The sequence below is a fragment of the Gordonia sp. YC-XJ4 genome (assembly GCF_059511865.1).
Genome location: NZ_CM183447.1, coordinates 22,369 through 40,369 on the forward strand (window position 1 = coordinate 22,369; position 18,001 = coordinate 40,369).

14 protein-coding genes and 1 tRNA gene are annotated in these 18,001 nt (G+C 63.9%); 5 read left to right on the plus strand and 10 right to left on the minus strand.

The window, feature by feature from the left end:
• Window position 1 precedes the first annotated feature (1 nt).
• The 6 genes from AC5ZH6_RS00115 to AC5ZH6_RS00140 all read right to left on the minus strand — a co-directional run bounded on the left by AC5ZH6_RS00115 (window position 2) and on the right by AC5ZH6_RS00140 (window position 7,784).
• The gene (locus AC5ZH6_RS00115) at window positions 2–1,360 is read right to left on the minus strand and encodes a protein kinase domain-containing protein (protein ID WP_006368636.1); all 1,359 of its coding nucleotides are present in this window, start codon (window positions 1,358–1,360) and stop codon (window positions 2–4) included.
• A complete protein-coding gene (locus tag AC5ZH6_RS00120) occupies window positions 1,357–2,841 on the minus strand; it encodes a peptidoglycan D,D-transpeptidase FtsI family protein (protein ID WP_006368637.1) in 1,485 nt (494 codons plus the stop codon). The genes AC5ZH6_RS00115 and AC5ZH6_RS00120 overlap by 4 nt, the downstream gene beginning before the upstream one ends.
• Entirely contained in the window at window positions 2,838–4,268 is a 1,431-nt protein-coding gene (locus AC5ZH6_RS00125) for an FtsW/RodA/SpoVE family cell cycle protein (protein ID WP_006368638.1), read from the minus strand. The genes AC5ZH6_RS00120 and AC5ZH6_RS00125 overlap by 4 nt, the downstream gene beginning before the upstream one ends.
• Window positions 4,269–5,840 (minus strand): PP2C family protein-serine/threonine phosphatase, encoded by a 1,572-nt coding sequence (locus tag AC5ZH6_RS00130; RefSeq protein ID WP_006368639.1) that lies wholly within the window; start codon window positions 5,838–5,840, stop codon window positions 4,269–4,271. It lies immediately after the preceding gene.
• Window positions 5,837–6,301 carry an FHA domain-containing protein FhaB/FipA gene (locus AC5ZH6_RS00135; protein WP_006368640.1) on the minus strand — a complete coding sequence of 155 codons (465 nt, stop codon included), beginning with the start codon at window positions 6,299–6,301 and terminating at the stop codon, window positions 5,837–5,839. The genes AC5ZH6_RS00130 and AC5ZH6_RS00135 overlap by 4 nt, the downstream gene beginning before the upstream one ends.
• A 253-nt stretch (window positions 6,302–6,554) precedes the next feature.
• Window positions 6,555–7,784, minus strand: coding sequence for an FHA domain-containing protein (locus AC5ZH6_RS00140; protein WP_006368641.1), 1,230 nt, complete (start codon window positions 7,782–7,784; stop codon window positions 6,555–6,557).
• Between the two features lie 337 nt (window positions 7,785–8,121).
• Between AC5ZH6_RS00140 and AC5ZH6_RS00145 the strand changes: the two genes are divergently transcribed.
• Together AC5ZH6_RS00145 and AC5ZH6_RS00150 are read left to right on the plus strand one after the other, a co-directional pair.
• Window positions 8,122–8,207: transfer RNA gene (locus AC5ZH6_RS00145), tRNA-Leu, on the plus strand.
• Window positions 8,208–8,591: 384 nt separating this feature from the next.
• Entirely contained in the window at window positions 8,592–9,608 is a 1,017-nt protein-coding gene (locus tag AC5ZH6_RS00150) for a hypothetical protein (protein ID WP_170320175.1), read from the plus strand.
• Window positions 9,609–10,134: 526 nt separating this feature from the next.
• On the opposite strand, the gene AC5ZH6_RS00155 is transcribed toward AC5ZH6_RS00150, so the two are convergent.
• Window positions 10,135–10,617 (minus strand): hypothetical protein, encoded by a 483-nt coding sequence (locus AC5ZH6_RS00155; protein ID WP_006368644.1) that lies wholly within the window; start codon window positions 10,615–10,617, stop codon window positions 10,135–10,137.
• Window positions 10,618–10,702: 85 nt separating this feature from the next.
• Here AC5ZH6_RS00155 and AC5ZH6_RS00160 point away from each other — a divergent pair, with 85 nt between their 5' ends.
• Entirely contained in the window at window positions 10,703–11,161 is a 459-nt protein-coding gene (locus AC5ZH6_RS00160) for a hypothetical protein (RefSeq protein WP_006368645.1), read from the plus strand.
• A 118-nt stretch (window positions 11,162–11,279) separates the two neighbouring features.
• Window positions 11,280–12,254 carry an IS481 family transposase gene (locus tag AC5ZH6_RS00165; protein ID WP_006368646.1) on the plus strand — a complete coding sequence of 325 codons (975 nt, stop codon included), beginning with the start codon at window positions 11,280–11,282 and terminating at the stop codon, window positions 12,252–12,254.
• Here AC5ZH6_RS00165 and AC5ZH6_RS00170 read toward each other — a convergent pair.
• Both AC5ZH6_RS00170 and AC5ZH6_RS00175 read right to left on the minus strand, forming a co-directional pair.
• The gene (locus AC5ZH6_RS00170) at window positions 12,251–12,667 is read right to left on the minus strand and encodes a hypothetical protein (protein ID WP_168436292.1); all 417 of its coding nucleotides are present in this window, start codon (window positions 12,665–12,667) and stop codon (window positions 12,251–12,253) included. The two genes, AC5ZH6_RS00165 and AC5ZH6_RS00170, sit on opposite strands and share 4 nt — an antisense overlap.
• Window positions 12,664–13,829 (minus strand): IS3 family transposase gene (locus tag AC5ZH6_RS00175; RefSeq protein WP_496169289.1). Its coding sequence is split into 2 segments (ribosomal slippage): window positions 12,664–13,542 and window positions 13,545–13,829, totalling 1,164 coding nucleotides; the frame shifts between segments, so codons are not numbered across the junction. The genes AC5ZH6_RS00170 and AC5ZH6_RS00175 overlap by 4 nt, the downstream gene beginning before the upstream one ends.
• A 202-nt stretch (window positions 13,830–14,031) precedes the next feature.
• Between AC5ZH6_RS00175 and AC5ZH6_RS00180 the strand changes: the two genes are divergently transcribed.
• Window positions 14,032–15,084, plus strand: coding sequence for a serine/threonine protein kinase (locus tag AC5ZH6_RS00180; RefSeq protein WP_128646662.1), 1,053 nt, complete (start codon window positions 14,032–14,034; stop codon window positions 15,082–15,084).
• 84 nt (window positions 15,085–15,168) lie between these two features.
• Here the strand turns inward: AC5ZH6_RS00180 and AC5ZH6_RS00185 are convergent, their stop codons facing one another.
• Window positions 15,169–17,910, minus strand: a complete 2,742-nt coding sequence (locus AC5ZH6_RS00185; protein WP_496168075.1) for an AAA family ATPase — start codon at window positions 17,908–17,910, stop codon at window positions 15,169–15,171.
• Window positions 17,911–18,001 lie beyond the last annotated feature (91 nt).

The following is an 18,001-nucleotide window of genomic DNA, read 5'->3' on the forward strand; positions in this document are numbered from 1 at the left end:
ATCAGCACGGCACCTGGATCGGCCCGATGTTGCACGACCGCGTGGTCGCGCCCGGGTCGGTGGTCTGCGGCGTCGTCTCCTCGGGGGTCGTGGTCTCCGGCGTGGTGGTGTCCTCGGTGGTGGTCGTCGTGGTCGGCGGCCGCGAGCGGGTGGTCGTGGTCTCCTGGGTGGTCGTCTGGTCGTCGGTGGTGGTGACCGTCTCGGTCTGGGTGGTCGTCGTCGACGCCGGCGCCGGCGCGGGCGTGTTGTCGTCCGCGCTGGCCAGGTAGTACCCGATCAGCGCGATCGCCCCGACCAGTAGTGCCGTCGCGACACCGGCGAGGACCTTCTGCCCGGTCGTCCAGCCGCCCCCGCCCTGACCCGCGGTAGCCGGGGCCGAGGTGGTGGGCGGGCGCGCCGACGTCGGCGGCGGGGTCGAGTCGGTCATCGCGCGGGTCGCGTTGGCCCGTGCGGCCGCCGCTCCGGCTCCGGCGCCGACAACAGCACCCGCCGCTGCAGCCCCGGCGACACCGGGCCGCGGTGGGCGGCGCCCGGCGCGTACAGACGCGACGGCGTCGGCGAACGCCCCACCGTTGGGGTAGCGCTGCTTGGGGTCCTTCGACATGGTGATGTCGATCAGTTCACGCACGTTCGGCGGGATGGTGTCCGGCAGGGGCGGCGGGGTCTCACGAATGTGCTTCATCGCGACGGTGATCGCGCCGTCACCCAGGAACGGCCGTCGCCCGACGAGCGCCTCGTAGCCGACGACCCCGAGCGAATACACGTCCGACGCCGCGGTCGCGTCGTCGCCTGTGGCCTGCTCGGGCGAGATGTACTGGGCTGTGCCCATCACCATGCCGGTCTGCGTGACCGGTGCGGCGTCGACGGCCTTGGCGATCCCGAAGTCGGTGATCTTGACCTGACCGGTCGGCGTGATGAGGATGTTGCCGGGTTTGACGTCGCGGTGCACCAGCCCCTGGCTGTGCGCGGCCTGCAACGCGCGGCCGGTCTGCTCGAGCATGTCGAGGGTGTTGGCCACCGACAACCGACCCATCCGCGAGATCACCGAGTTCAGCGGCTCGCCGTCGACGAGCTCCATCACCAGGTACGCCAGCGTGCCGCCGCCACGGTCACCGGTCTCGCCGTAGTCGAAGACGTTCGCGATGCCCGGGTTGTTGAGCTTCGCGGTGGTCTGCGCCTCGGTGCGGAACCGTGCCGCGAACTCGGGATCGTCGGAGTACTCCGCCTTGAGCACCTTGACCGCAACCCGGCGATTGAGCCGGGTGTCAAGCGCTTCCCAGACCTGTCCCATACCGCCGGTGGCGATGAGACGCATCAGCCGATAGCGGTCGGCGATGATGGTGCCGTTCTGCAACGTCATCGTCCACCTCCTACATAAGCATTGATCACTGCCCGGCCGATGGGTCCGGCCACGGTGTTACCGACCGATTGCACACCGAACTTCCCATTCTCCACCACCACCGCGACGGCGATCTTCGCGTCCGTCGACGGCCCGAACGCGATGTACCAGGAATACGGGGTGGCGGAGTTCTCGTCGCCGTGCTCGGCGGTACCGGTCTTCGACGCGATCTGCACCGGCCCGCCGGACGGGTTCGATGCATTCTCCACCCCGACCATCATCGATGTCAGGCTAGCCGCCTGCTCCGAGGTGATCGGCGAGTTGATGGTGGTCGGTGGCGTCGTGTACAGGGTGCGCAGGTCCGCCGACTGCAACTTGTCGACCAGGTACGGCTGCATCCGCACACCGGCGTTGGCGACGGTCGCGGCGACCATCGCGTTCTGCAGGGTCGACATCGCAACATCCTTCTGTCCGATCGCACTGAGCGCGAGAGATGCGCGGTCGGGGATCGTGCCGACCGTCGACCGCGCCACCGGCATCGGGATGTTCGGCGCCGGCGAGTCGAGGCCGTAGAGCCGAGCGGTTTCCTTGAGTGTGTCGGTGGCGTTGGGCATCTTGTTGAGCACGAGGTCGGCGAAGGCGGTGTTGCACGAGTACTTCACCGCATCGGCGAGGCTGACGGTGCCGCTGCCGCCCGGGCAGGTCTCGTCGCCGTAGTTCGGCAGTGTCGCGGTGCTGTCGGGCAGCTGGAAGGTCGACGCCGCGGTCAGCTGCGTCGACGCGTTGAGTCCGTCACGCAATGCCGCCGACGACGTGATGATCTTGAACGTCGATCCGGGCGGATAGATCTCGTCGGTCGCACGGTTCTGCAGGCGCTTGTCCGCGCCGGTGTCGGCGCCCCACGCCGCCTCCCGCACGTTCTGGTCGTGGCTGCTCAGCAGATTCGGGTCGTAGCTGGGCGTCGAGGCCATCGCGAGGATCTTGCCGGTACTCGGGTCCATCGCGACGACCGCACCGACGCACGGCCCGTCGCACGTGGCCCCGGAGTTCAGCTGGTCGTAGGCGATCTGCTGCAACCGCGGGTCGATGGTCGTGACGACGTTGCCGCCGCGTGGATCCCGACCGGAGAACATGTCGGTGAACCGCTGACCGAACAGGCGGTCGTCGTTGCCGGAGAGGATCGAGTTCTCGTACTGCTCGAGGCCCGCCGACCCGTACTGGATCGAGTAGTAGCCGGTGATCGGAGCGAAGGCACGCGGGTTCACCGGATAGCGGCGCAGGTACTTGTAGCGGCTGTCGGTGGCCTGCGACATCGCAATGACCTCGCCGCCGGCGATGATCGAGCCGCGCTGCCGGGAGTACTCGTCGAGCAGCACCCGGTCGTTGCGCGGGTCGGAGCGCAGCTTGTCGGCCTTGATCACCTGCACGTAGGTGGCGTTGGCGAGCAGGACGACGATCAACGCGATCACCGCGACCGACACCCGACGGATCGGAGTGTTCACGTGCGCTTCACCGCCTGCGTGGGCAGTGACTCGACGGGCTTGGGGGTCGGCCGGCGCTTCGTCGGATCCGGCTCGCGGGCAGCGTTGGACACGCGGATCAGCAACGCCACCAACACATAGTTGGCGAGCAGCGACGAGCCGCCGTAGGAGATGAACGGGGTGGTCAGACCGGTCAGCGGGATCAGCTTGGTGACGCCGCCGACGACGACGAAGACCTGCACCGCCATGGTCACCGACAGTCCGGTGGCCAGCAGCTTGCCGAAGCTGTCGCGGACGGTCACCGCGGTCCGCAGGCCGCGCACGACGAAGATCATGTACATCATCAGCACCGCGGCCAGGCCGACGAGCCCGAGCTCCTCACCGATCGTCGCGATGATGAAGTCGGTGTTGGCGAACGGCACCGCGTTGGGTCGCCCCGAGCCCAGTCCGGTGCCGAACAGACCACCGGTGGCCAGGCCGAACAGACTCTGGCCGATCTGGTAGCCGGTGTTGTAGAAGTCGCCGAACGGATCGAGCCACACCGATACGCGGACCTGCAGATGCGGGAACAACTGGTAGGCGAGGATCGCGCCGACGGCGAACATGGTCAGACCGATGACCACCCAGCCCACCCGCTCGGTGGCCACGTAGAGCATCGCCAAGATCGTGGTGAAGATCAGCAGCGGGCCACCGAGATCGTTCTCGAGGGCGAAGATGCCGATCGCGACGACCCATGCGATGAGCAGCGGGCCGAGGTCGCGGGCGCGTGGCAGGTCCATGCCCAGGAAGTGTTTGCCCGCGGTGGTGAACAGGTCGCGTTTGGAGACCAGCAGGGCCGCGGTGAAGATGATCAGCAGGATCTTCGAGAACTCACCGGGCTGGATGTTGAACAGCGGCGTGCGAATCCAGTTCTTGGAGCCGTTGATCTCCGACAACGACGCCGGCAGGATCGCCGGGATCGCCAAGAAGATCAGACCGCCCAGACCCAGCGTGTACGCGTAGCGCGACAGGGTGCGGTGATCGCGGATGAAGATGAGGATCGCGGCGAAGACGGCCATCCCGAGGAACGCCCACAGCAACTGCTGGTCGGCGTTGTCGGTCTTGGTCGTCGGATTGATCGACTCCCCGGTGTTGCCCGACCCGAGGTCGAGCCGGTGGATGAGGACCAGACCGAGGCCGTTGAGCATCGCCACCACCGGCAAGAAGACGGGGTCGGCGTGCGGGGCGAAGCGCCGGACCACCAGATGCCCGATCGCGAACAGCACGATGTAGGCGGCGACGTACTTCGCGATGTCCCACGTCAGCGACTGATCCTGGGCGCTCTGCACGATGAGCAGCGCGACGGTGACCACCCCGATGGCGCACACCAGCAGCGCCAATTCGGCGTTGCGTCCGGTGTGTTCGGGCTGGGTGGGCCGTGCGTGGGTCGGGGCGGCGGCTTGCGTCATCTACGGTTCCCGGCAGTTCGTTCCGGGCTGGTCAGCCGAGGGCGACGTCGATGATCCCGCCGAGCCGGAGGGTGCCGAACTGGAGGGTGCGGAGCTGCCGGGCGCCGAGCTGTTCGGGGCACCCGACGTAGGGGGCGCGGGCGCCTCGGTCGCCGGGGCGATGTGGGCACCGCCGGGCCCGAAGGTCGCGGGCACCGGCGTGGCCGGCCCGGGAGCGGGCGCCGGGGTGGATGACGGCGGGGCGGGCGCGGGCGATTCCGACGGCATCGACTGGTCGTTGACGCCGGGCATCGTTGCCTTGCACAGCGGCAGCAATTCGAGCTCGCTGGTGGTGCCGAGGATGTCGTTGAGCGGTTTGCCGGAGATCCGGTGTTCGCGGACCGCCGACTGCGAGAACGGCTGGAGGTCGGCGACGTTGAGCGCGGTGCAGTCGGCGGCGTCCGCGGGCACGAAGGTGATGCGCGCGGAGTCCTTGTCGGCGTCGACGATGCAGCCCTTCTGCACCAGGTTGCTCACCGAGTAGAACAGCACCGCGTCGGGAGAGCCTTGGTAGACAACGACTTTCGAGTCTTGCTCGCCGATGTAGTAGGTGCGGTGCAGGTAGTAGCGCAACCCGAAGAAGCCCGCGAGGATGGCCACGATCACCAGGATGATGAACCCGATGGTGAACCATCGGCCCTTGTGTCCGGTCCGTACCGGCTCGTCGTCGTCGGGCAGGATCGTCGGCTGCTGCGGCGCCTCGAGCGGTGGGCGCAGCGCCGCCGCGCGGCCGGCCGCGGTCTTCGGGTCCGGGGTGTAGGCGTCCTCACCGGTACCCGCGGCGCCGCCGACGATGGGCCGTGATTCGCCGTAGTCGGTGTCGACGACGTCGGCGAGCACGACGGTCACGTTGTCCGGTCCGCCGCCGCGCAAGGCGAGTTCGATGAGCCGGTCTGCGCATTCCTTGTAGTCGCTGATCGAACCGAGTGTCTCGGCGAGGGTTTCCTCGCTGACCACATCGGAGAGCCCGTCGCTGCACAGCAGATACCGGTCGCCGGCACGCGCCTCGCGCACGGTCAGGGTCGGCTCGACCTCGGTACCGGTCAGCGCCCGCATGATCAGTGATCGCTGCGGATGGGTGTGGGCCTGTTCGGGGGTGATGCGGCCCTCGTCGACGAGCGTCTGAACGAAGGTGTCGTCGCGGGTGATCTGGGTGAGCTCACCGTCGCGGTAGAGGTATCCGCGGGAATCGCCGATGTGGCACAAGCCGATTCGGGAGCCGGCGAACAGGATCGCGGTGAGGGTGGTGCCCATCCCGTCGAGTTCGGGTTTCGCCTCGACCTGGGCGGCGATCGCGTGGTTGCCGGCCTGGGTGGCGTGATTGAGGGCGTCGAGCAGATCTCCGGTCGCGTCGTCCTCGTCGAGGGTGCGCATGGATTCGATGACCAGTCGGCTGGCGACCTCACCCGCCGCGTGACCGCCCATGCCGTCGGCGAGCGCGAGCAACCGCGGACCGGCGTACGCCGAATCCTCGTTGTTCGATCGGACCAGACCCTGGTCACTACGCGCGATGTAGCGCAGTACGAGTGTCACGGGCGCAGCTCGATCACGGTCTTGCCGATGCGGATCGGCGTGGACAGCGGGACCTTCACCGCCGTGGTCACCTTGGATCGGTCGAGGTAGGTGCCGTTGGTGGACCCGAGATCCTCGACGTACCAGTCATCCCCGCGGCGGGACAGTCGTGCGTGCCGCTCGGAGGCGTAGTCATCGGTGAGCACCAGCGTCGAATCGTCGGCGCGTCCGAGGAGCACCGGCTGCGTTCCCAGCGTGATGCGGGTGTTCGCGAGCGCACCCGCGGTCACCACCAGGTACCGCGCGGACCCCTTCGTGCTCGGCTTCGCCCGTCCCTTCTCGGCCGTGCCTCGAAAGCGCGGCAGCCGGGATCCCGAGGCGGTGACGATGTCGGCGCGCACGGTGCGGATCACGGCATAGACGAACAGCCAGAGCAGCAGCAAGAAACCCAACCGGGTCAGCTGCAGCACCAACCCCTGCATGTCGTCATCCACCTCCAGCGCATCTCAACGGTCGTCGATCGAACGAGTCGGTCTCCGACGATACGGAGGATCCCCACCCGGGCGGGTCCGGGACGTACAAGACCCGAGGTGCATCTTATGGGCTCAACCCGGTGCGCCCGTCATTCAGATGTGTCAGTTCTGCATCAACGGGCGTCGTGCCTGCGTACGCCCGGCCGTCGTCGGCACCGACCGCCGCCACGGCGGAGGCGCGTCGTACCGCCGAACTCGACGCCTACTGGAAGCGGACGGTGATGTCGGAGTGACCGACGCGAATGCGGTCGCCGTCGGCGAGTTCCCAGCTGTTGACCTGCACGTCGTTGACGGTGGTGCCGTTGGTGGAGTTCAGGTCGGTGAGCATCGCGGTGCTGCCGTCCCAGCGGATCTCCAGATGACGACGCGAGACGCCGGTGTCGGGGAGGCGGAACTGTGCATCCTGGCCGCGGCCGATGACGTTGGAGCCCTCTCGCAACTGGAAGGTGCGGTTGCTGCCGTCCTCGAGGATCAGCGTGATCGCGGTCGGCGCGTAACCGGCTGCCGGACGGCCGTAGCCCTGCTGGTAGTCGTAACCACCCTGCTGGCCGTAACCGCCCTGCTCGTACCCCTGTTGGCCGTAGCCCTGCTGGTAGTCGTAGCCGCCCTGCTGGCCGTAGCCCTGGTCATAACCCTGCTGGCCGTAACCCTGCTCGTAGCCTTGCTGGCCGTAGCCGCCCTGCTCGTAACCCTGGCCGGGCTGCGCATAGCCCTGGTCGTAGCCCTGTTGGCCGTAGCCGCCTTGTTCGTAGCCCTGCTGGGCATAACCCTGCTGCTGGCCGTAGCCCTGGTCGTAGCCGGGCTGTCCGTAGCCGTTTTGCTCATGGGCGGGCTGCCCGTAGCCGGCCTGCTCGTGGCCCGGCTGGCCGTAGCCCTGCTGGTAGTCGTACCCGCCTTGCTGGCCGTAGCCCTGGTCGTACGCAGGTTCCGGTGCCCTGCGCTGGTCGTATCCGGGGTTCTGCGTCATCTCTGGGGCTCCTACTTGTTTGGCCGCATCGTGTGGATGCGGCTGTGACTGTGGTCGGGGTACGCCTCCGTCACGCACCGGTCGCGGCTGGGCGTCCGGGTTGACCGCGCCGCGCGCACGGAACATACCCGTGTGCAGGGACGGAGACTGGTCGAATTCGACGACGACCTGACCGTATGTCTGCCACCCGTTGTCCTTGATGAAGTTCTCCAGGTGTTTGGAGAACCTCTTGCGGTTCAGCTCGTACTCGGCCGCGATCTGATCGTGGTCGGTCGGACTGAAGAGCAACGTGTAGCTGTTCGCGGCCAGGATTGTACCGTCACCGAGATTCTCCAACGATTCCTCGGCTTCTCGCTGCAGGCCGTTCTCGATCTCCTGCGGGGCGACCTCGCCGCCGAAAACGCGCGCGAAGCCGTCATCGACAGCACCCTCGAGCTTGCGCTCGATGCGTTGCAAAATCCCCACCGTCGACCTCCCTTCGCGGCTTGTGTGGCGTGTCGCCGTGCGTGTGGCCTTTACAGATGATACCGATACTGACGGCCCAGGCTGCCATGAAGCAACTGCTGTACCGTCTGCAACATACGCATCACCACCGTCATGTGGTGTGCGCCTACCCCTGAAATCATCCCTGACCAGCGCTTTGGCGTCCACCCCCTGGGTTGCGCGTAGCTGAATGACGCGGGTTGTACGACGGGTCAAATTCATCGTTTTTCACTTGCGGTGAGGTGCGTGCTATCGTCGTCCAGGCCGTTGATCGAACCCATCGATTCACGGTCATGCCCGCCGAGAACTCGGCGGCCACGGGCGAGTGGCGGAATGGCAGACGCGCTGGCTTCAGGTGCCAGTGTCCTTCGGGACGTGGGGGTTCAAGTCCCCCTTCGCCCACCACGAGCAGTTCTATGAACTGCTGGACCCGAGGTCGCGAACTCAAATGAGTCCGTGACCTCGGGTTTTTTGGTCACCAGAGCCGTTCGATTGGCGAATGCCGATGACGGCGGCCGTGCTCCCCCGGATCTCGTTGAGGCGATAGAAGCACGGGTGTCGCGCGCGCCTGGCGCCGCGACGTAGTCCGGTTTCGGCGGCATAGCTGAGGTGCGTAGTTGGTGGCGCATCACACGTCGCTGCTGGTATAGGTGAAGTCGATCGACGAGGTTGATCCCGTACATCCCGAGGCGAGACGGCCAAGTCAACGATCTGGGGGTCACCGTGGGGATCGCGCAAGCACTCGAGTTCGACGATTGTGCCGAACTTCCGGAGTTCGGACCACCGTTCATGGCACACATCTCCGCCGGCGCCCTTGACGTCGTTGCACCTTTGACGGCGACGGACAACGTTGGTGCCGTGGTCGCCAGCCGAAGTGCGGCCACTGCTCGCCGCGCGCTGAAGCGCCTTCGCAAGGAGAATCAACGCGCTGCAATCCTCCTCGATGCAGCCCAATACACCGGGAACTCACGGCGAGTCGGCGCGACCGGGATGTCCGAGCAGTGGGTGAACGATCAATTCGCAGCAGGCCTGACGTGGGCGATGACGGACTCCGGCTACATTCCGAAGGGCGACGGCGAGTCGCTCAAGTCCGTCCTCGGATGGGGGACGCACTCCGATCGACTGTTGGTGTGTCTGCCGTTGGCCACGGACTGGCTTACTGCCAACCTCGACACGCTGATCGAGGTGATCACCGCCACTGGACGCCCAGTTGCCCTCGTTCTCGAATCCGAATCGGACCCACTGCGTCACAAGGAGACCGTCGCCGGACTTATCGAAGTACTCAGGTGCGACGTTCCGACCTTGCTGCTGCGCTCGGACACATCCGTACTGGGAGCGCTCGCGCATGGTGCGGCAGCGGTTTCGGTTGGTGTTCGATCAGGATTGAGGCATCTGTATCCGGCGACCGATGGTGACGACGAAGTTTTCACACCTCCGCCGTCGGTGTACGTACCCAGGCTGCAGTCGTACTACATGCTCGACAAGGTCGAAGGTGGCATCACCACCAATCCGCAATCGCCTGTCTGGAGGTGCTCATGCAGCGTGTGCCATGGGCGCTCTCTGGCGTGGCTCTTCGACCAGAGCGACGTCGCCAGCGCGGCCATGGAACACTCGCTGGCAGCACAAGCACAGATCGCCAGGCAGCTGCTTGAGCACCCCGCGCCGGCCAGGCCAGGAGAATGGCGAGACCGATGCGAGCAGGCCATCAAGAACCACTCACAATTGCTGACTGCTCGGTCGCAGCCATGGAAGCCCCACAAGGCCGTCAAGGCCTGGCTCGCCGCAACGCCACGCGTCAGCGTCTAGATGCCCACACCAACGTCGAGTGCCCACGCAAAGAGCTGTTCCTCCTTGTGCCTAGTCGACGTCATCCGGCACGCAGTCGCCGCCGGACCCGGACGGCCTTCTACGAGCACCGCCGAGTCCCGCTCGCGAACGACCCACGTATCAGCGACATCGAACTCAGCCAGGGTGATCGACCGTGGTGACTCAGCTTGAGTAACCCACATTCCGGCACCGAACCCAGACACCCTGCCTAACGCCTCGAGGGCGTACTGAGGCTGGGCCGCCGTTGAGACGAAACCAACGATTGTCAGCGGACTGCGAGGCGGGCAATCACCCAACTCGTGGATCCAGGATTCCCAGACCGCCAACGTCGACCGATCATGCTCGGGCGGTTGATTGTTCGATATCCGCTCCGCCCACACAGCCTGATCTATCGCGACAACCGGAAAGAGAGACACGCCCAGCACGCTCGTGCGTGGAAGCACAACTCCTGACCAGCCGGAAGCTTCGACCGCTCGGGTCACCGATCCCATCGTGTCCGCCGACGCTACCCGGCCGCGCACGCCACCCCCTCAGAAGAGAACGACACACCAGCATCCAGGTCAGGTGAGCCTTCGGCAGCCCCGCGGCCGAGATCCTGCAATTTGAGGGTTGCCAAGGCATCGACCCCGGGAATGGACCAGTCCCCAGGATCGACGGCGACGTACATCGCCTCGACCCACGTTGCGCCGAGTGCTCGGGCGATCGAGGCCTGCGCCGCGATACCCATCGGACCAGCACAGTGTCCGGCAACGAGCAGGACACGCTGACCGTCCAATCGCTCCGACTCGTCTACGACAAGCACGTTCCCGTCGGCGATGGACGCGGCTGCAACTAGGCGTTCAGATGTGCGGTCAACTGCTGACACCGCGAGCCCGGCCTTGACGGCGTGAGCTGCGATGAACTCACCAGCGCGGCGAAGATCCTCGCCGCGCAAACGCGCGTTCTGTGTTTGCGCTTCGAGAACATCCGAAAGCAAGGAGACCGTCATATAAGCAAGTTTACTCTCCTAATCCCATGAATGTAACTCAGATCGGGGCCTTGATAAGCAAAATTGCGTAACGCATGCTTGCTTGATGGAGGAGGAGGCCGTCTCGCTTGCGCTCGCCGCCGAGAGGCTCGGCGTGACGCGGCAGCGGGCGCAACAACTGCTCCGTGATGGCGTATTGACCGGCCCGGCGCAACCACAGGGGCAGCGAGCTGTACGCAACGCTCCGCGGGTGTTCGTTCACTCACTGGAGGCCGAGGTCGAACGCCGAGCACAGCGACCACGAAAGCGGCAGTCCAGGTCCTCGACGCGCCCTCCTGTCGATGCGCATCTGATTGACGACATCAACCGACTCGCACTTGCCTACGCGAGCGCCCGCGACGACCACACTGCGATGCGTGAGATCGTCAAGCGACTGACGAGCCAACTCGCCGACGCGTACGCGGCCCTGGCTGCTCAGCAAGAGCTGCTAGATCACTCCGCGTATCGGGAAGAGCAAATCGCCAGCATCATCACCAACCACTTCGGGCCGGAGCCCGGGATCTAGTCGTCGGACTAGGTGTACTGGCCAGGGAGGTTGTGAACGGCGTGGCGTTCGGTAGGTAGGTGAGGACCTCGGGTATCGGTGTGGCTACCACACACACGCCGATCACCACGAGGTCCTCATGTCTCACGGTAATGCTTTCCTGACCGATCGGGGCCGGCTGGCCCTGGCCCGCTGTGTCGTCGACGACGGGTGGCCGCTGCACCGGGCCGCCGAACGGTTCAACTGTTCGCCGGTGACCGCGAAGCGGTGGGCCGATCGCTACCGCGTGCAGGGCGCGGCGGGGATGGCCGACAGGTCCAGTCGTCCGCACCGTTGTCCGGGGCAGACGAGCCGGCGGCGTGAACGCCGGATCATCGCCCTGCGATTTCAGCGGCGGTGGGGCCCGGCGCGGATCGCTTACCACCTGCGTCTGCCGCGTTCGACCGTCGCGGCGGTGCTGCGCCGCTACCGGATGCCGCTGCTTCGGCACCTCGATCAAGCCACCGGACTACTCGTTCGGGCGCCCCGGCCGATTCGCTACGAGCACAGCGCCCCAGGTGATCTCGTTCACCTTGATATCAAGAAGCTCGGGAGGATCCCGGACGGCGGAGGGCACCGTAAGCTCGGTCGGATCGTCGGCAATCGACACAACAAGAAGCAGGGCCGCGGCTACAGTTACCTGCACCACGCGGTCGACGATCACACCCGACTGGCCTACTCAGAAATCCTCACCGACGAACGGCAGGAGACTGCGACCGCGTTCTGGCGGCGCGCGGAGCTGTTCTTCGCCGAGCACGGCATCATCGTCCGCAGGGTGCTCACCGACAACGGATCCTGCTACCGCTCGAAGGCCTTCAACACCGCCCTCGGCACTGCGACGCATAAGTGGACCCGACCATATCGACCGCAGACCAACGGGAAGGTCGAGCGGTTCAATCGCACTCTCGCCGCCGAGTGGGCATACGCCCAGCTCTACCGAAGCGACGAAGCCCGCGCCGACACCTACCCGGCCTGGCTGCATCACTACAATCACCACCGACCACATTCCGGCATCGGCGGCCAGACCCCGATCGAACGGCTACGCGTTCACAACGTCCCCGGCCTCAACAACTAGGCGCCCGCGACCAATCCGCAGAGTGCAGCCGCTGTAGCCTCGGAATACTTGCCTCCATGGACCTGTGAGGCGTCGGCGTCGATCTGCGCCTTCGACGCGCCGTAGTCCGTGCCGCATTCCTTCCCTGTGCGAATCCTCGTCGCCTGCACTACTTCGTGAGCAGCCCCTGTGATCGCCCCCTCCGCTAGCAGGCGCAAGCGAGGTCCACGCTGGCCTCCGGTGTTGCGGTTCCAATCCGCGCGGCGAACGACCACAACGTCCGGGTCGATCGACCGGATGCGGCCACTGACCTTCTTGGCTAGCGTGCCCAGCAGTGAAGCCAAATCCTCACCGAAATCCTCTTTGAACTCGAACGAGCTGCTGACGACGACACTCGGGACTGCTGCACGATCGGGTGACAGTGTCGGTGTCATGCCGCTGAGGCGGCTGTGTTGATGATCGTCTCGTATTCGACGGGCGTCAACCGGCCGAGGCGGACCTGACGGCGTCGGCGGTGGTAGGTCCGTTCGATCCAGGTGACGATCGCGATCCGCAGCTGCTCGCGGGTGGCCCACCGCTGCCGGTCGAGGACGTTGCGTTGCAGCAGCGCGAAGAACGATTCCATCGCTGCATTGTCGCCGGCGGCGCCGACGCGGCCCATCGATCCGACCAGGCCGTGCCGATTGAGTGCGGACACGAACTTCCGCGACCGGAACTGAGAACCCCTGTCCGAGTGGACAATACAACCAGCAACATCGCCGTCTCGGCGGGCGACCGCATGGTTGAGCGCAGCAACGGCGAGACGGGATTGCATGCGGTCATCGATGCTGTAGCCGACGATCCGCCCCGAGCAGGCATCCTTGATCGCGCAGAGGTAGAGCTTGCCTTCGTCGGTCCAGTGCTCGGTGATATCGGTCAACCACAATTGGTTCGGGGAGTCGGCGGTGAAGTCGCGTTCAACCAGGTCATCGTGCACCGGCGGCCCCGGCTTCTTACCGTTCTTCCCACGTTTCTTACCGAAGCTCGACCACCAGCCGTTGGCGCAGCAGATCCGCCACGCCGTCCTCGCGCTCATCGCCTGACCAGCGTGTTCGGCTTCGTCGGCGAGGAACCGGTACCCGAACTCCGGGTCCTCGCAGTGCGCATCGAACAGGGCGTTCGCCCGCGCGGCCGCGACCCGATCGGCGGTGGTGACCGCCTCCTTGAGCCACCGGTAGTAGGGCTGTCTGGCGAGCTTGAGTACCCGGCACGTCACCGCGACGGGGATTCCGTCGGCGGCGAGCTCCTTCACGAGCGGGTAGAACCTTTTCCCGGCAGGTTCGCCTGCGACAGATACGCCGCGGCCCGGCGCAGGACCTCATTCTCCTGCTCCAACAACCGGATTCGCTTGTTGACCTCCCGCAACTCCGCCGACTGCCCCGACGTCATCCCAGGCTTGTTGCCGTCATCGATGTCGGCGCGTCGCATCCACTTCTGCAACGTCATCTCATGGATCCCGAAGTCCTTCGCGATCTGCGCGAGCGTCACACCGCTCTCACGATCCCGGGCAACCCGGACCACATCATCACGGAACTCTTTCGGATAAGGCTTAGGCACAGTAGTCATCCTTCCAGGCCGCCCTCCCGGGGCAAGCCAGATCAGATGTCACCTAACCGTGCACCAGTCCCCTCGTCAGGTCCAACGGTCCGCCGCTGATAACGCCCTCGAGCACTACAGCCGAAACCGTGATCGCAGTTCCGCTGACCTTCGTGGCAAGACCCAACACTCGCATGCCATCGATACTGCCTACGATTAAGCAATGAGCGCCACCCCTGCCGCTCGAATCATCGCCGGCAGATACCAGGTAATCCGCAGACTCGGCGCGGGCGCATTCGGTGAGGTCTTCGAAGTCAACGACCTGTTCATGAGCCAGGTCTGCGCGCTGAAGTTCTTGAGGCCCGGTTCCGTCAGTTCCGTCTGGACCGAAGCACAAGTGCTGAGGCAACTAGAAGGCGAATACATCCTGCCGGTGAGAAATGCTGACTGGGCATCTGGGGTTCCGTACATCGTTACCGATGTAGCCAACAACGGCACTCTCACCGCACGCATACCGGCCGAGATCGGCGTCGAGATCAGCACCGCGGTTGGATGGACGCGGCAAGCCTGTCAAGGGGTCTCTCGGCTCCACGACCACAACCTCGTTCACCGAGACATCAAGCCCGACAACTTGTTTCTCGACGAGCGAGGTGACATCCTCGTCGGCGACCTGGGCCTAGCACAGTTCATGGACTCCCACGGTTTCGCAGATGCGGCCGGCACCCCCACAACCATGGCGCCTGAGGTGGTGTACGCATTCATGACTGGCGACCCACGCTACGAACGGTGCTACAGCGAACAGAGCGACGTCTACAGCCTCGGCGCGACCCTCTTCTGGCTGATCGCGGGGCACGAGCCTCACCGGCATATCTCCACATTTGCGGACCTGTGGAATCGCGCCACCCCAGACCTCTGGGACCACGCTCCGCACGTGCCGCAAGGCCTGCGTGATGTCGTCAACACCTCAATCGCACGCGATCCCGGCCAGCGATACGACAGCCCTGCCCAGCTTGATGCTGCGCTCGGAGGGCGCGTTCGCCCTTCGCGCAGTTGGCGGCGCATTCGCCCCCACAGCGGCCACACACAGTGCTTTGAAGGGACCAAGGGGACCTCGGTGGTGGAGGTCTGTGCCGAACCCGATCATGGCAGCACGGGGCGTCTTCGCATCGCCGCGCGACACCAACGAAGCGGGCGAGCCATTGCGCGGGTCACCCGCGTAGTCAGAAGCGGAGCGCTCTCGGCCGCGCTGCGAAGTGCTTTCCGCGCAATCAACTGAACAGGAACGCACCCAACGACATCTCAGACCCCGGTATCCATCCTGGGGGTCGATGCAGTGTGCGCCATCACTTGCTGGAGCAGACTACGGCTGCTGCCGTGACTGCTGACGTCGCGGACGCCTACCCACCGGCGTCAACCCCCGCCGTCTCTTCAGCAGATTCTCGTCTTTCGTGTTTTCGCTGACAGTCAGGCGGCTCAGTATCCTCTGCTGAGTCTCTGGCGTCCAGAACACGCGAAGCTGCCGGCGGGCCCGTGTGATTGCCGTGTAGAAGATACTGTGCGAGATACGCTCCTCATTTGCATCCGTGATAACAACCTTGACCGAGTCGTACTCAAGCCCCTGAGCCTTGTGGATAGACACCGCATACGCAACCTGGAAAGGGACGAGGGTTTCAACTACGTCGTCGTCCTCGTCACTGTTGCCTCGCTCGAACACATCGAACTGAACGATCGTGTCATCGACCTTCCGAAGATCTATCCCGTATACTTCAGCCTCGCTGACGTCACGTTTGAGGTCTACGTCGAAGGTAATTCGTCCCGGCACGCGTTCTATGGACGCTATCGTGCCTTTCGTGGTGTTCGAGATGACTCTCTTGAAACGGTTCGTTTCGTTGAACAATACGGGATCGCCGACCTTGTACGTGGACTCACCCCACGTGACCGCCTTCTCGGGATTGCTGGCCTGAAGGAAGCGGTTGACATTGTTAATGCCATACAGGCCGTCATAATTCAAGCACAGCACGATCTCATCATCGCTATGACGAGTGAACAAATCCTCGCCGAGAGCCATCGAGTAGCCATTCTTAGACAGAGACTCCTCAATGCGGTCGTCGAGGCCACGGACTCGGCTCCACAACGTAAGAAGTGCGTCGTCGTCAGTCCGATATGGTTTGGTGAGCTCGAAAGTGGAATTCTTCGGAATATACGGCCGTGCGAGACTGAACCAATTTCCAAACTGGATTGCCTCAATCTGGTAGACGTCGCCAACGAGGACAAGCAGATCGAAAGATGTCTGCTGAAGGACCTTGAGAATGCTCTCGTTGTCGATAGCACTGCATTCGTCGATCACCAACACATCAACCGAGGACTCCTGTACACCACTATTATAGATGTGGCTCGCAATCGTGCTGAACTGGGTGTTCGGAGCGTCGACCCGACGCTTGAGGTTTTCGACAGCGGTGTTGGTATGCGCTAGAAATAGCTTGCTCTCGGCGGAGAAGTAGTTGGCTATGTGATTGACCATCGTTGATTTGCCTGTACCGGCAGCACCCGTGATTATGGCCACGTTAGACTCGTCGAATAGGGCGGTGAGAGCCTCTGCTTTCGCAGGGTCATTGATAATTTCTGGATTGGTATGGAGCCATTTGTTCACATCATCGGAGTGTCTCTCGACGCCTTCACCGGTTGCCTCTTGAAGCTTTTCGATAATTGCCACTGCGGCGTCTTCGTATCCAACGATGAACACGTGGCCGTTCTCGTGCTTGAGCTTTCGTGGTGCGTGCCTTGGAATGGAGGGGAGGCGGCCGTTGTGCGCTGCGATCAACTCATCGACGTCCCCGAGATCTTCGAACTCTGCTGCTGGCGTGTAAATTGTGCCGTGCTGCTCGACCAGGTTCTTAACACGCCGTGCGAGAAGCTCATGCTTTCGACCTGTTGGATCGATGCTCGCGGCGAGGTCTGCGAACCCAGGGACGTGACCGGCGGGAGATGTACAGAACGGCATCCTGTCGAACGGCGCAGATCGGGAGGTGAGGCGAAGCCCCGACAGCCATGGGTTGGGCTCCGAGTCAAGCTGCCCCTTGATAATCTGATTGCGCATGCGAAGCATCAGGTACCGCAGCACTCGGGACCCGGCACGGCCTGCCCGGACGTGCTGTCGGGCCTCGTCGAGAATTGGAAAGAGCACAGGTTTCCGACCAGAGTCGCCAGTCATGTCGGCGCGGAGACGTGCGTAGTCCGCATCACCCATGTCCATTAGGTCAAGGAGGCTCAAGCGGGTTCGAGTCAGGTATCCCATCAAATTGCGGTACTCGAGGTTCCTCGACTCGATTCGTGGTGCAGCACCGAAAATTCTGGCGAAATTTTCGAATTCGCAGGGCCGGATCGAGACTTCCCAATCGCGAATGATCAGGATCGGCATGTTTCGACCAAGGACCTCAATCGAATCGGTCGCGAGATCGAGATACGCAGCGTACCGATCGGTGATATCGACGTCGGTGAAGGCAATCGTGCGGTCGAACTTGCTCGAAGTATTGTGCGCCACGGAGAAGGTTACTTCGTAATAGATGTTTCCCTTGGCGAAGAAGGGACGCGAGCTGTGAATGTAGTAGCGATCCCGACGAGGTTCGGACGGTGTAGCGCGCGCGACTGCGATCCGCTCCGCAATCTTTTCATGATACTCCCGAAGTGACGGATCAAGATCGATGGGAAACTGTTCTAGATTGTTCAGGATCGCGATGCCAAGTTCATCGTGTACGAGTTTCCTTGTGCGGATGAGGTACTCGTAGTACTTGAGCATCAGGCGTTCGGAGGAATCTTTGTCGAGTGTGTAGTGCGATGCACTCGACTGAAGAAGATCATGAAACCTCGCCAATAGGCGGAACCTGGCTTTTGCTTTAGCATCGAGGACCGCCGCTGAGAGCTTGTTGTAATTGAATTCTGTGCTGGCGTCGCCGGCGTGCGCCCAGAGGATCAGACCTTCGACCAGGTTCCTCAACTGGGAGAGTAGGTTTTGGGCGAGTAGACCGCGGTCCCCGTTAGCATGCTGAATATTCTCGCATATGACGCTGTCGCAGTTCTTGACCTGCTCTTCGATTGACGCCATCGATCCAGATACCTCACTGCCTGCAAGGGACTGGTGCACGGTTAGGTGACATCTGATCTGGCTTGCCCCGGGAGGGCGGCCTGGAAGGATG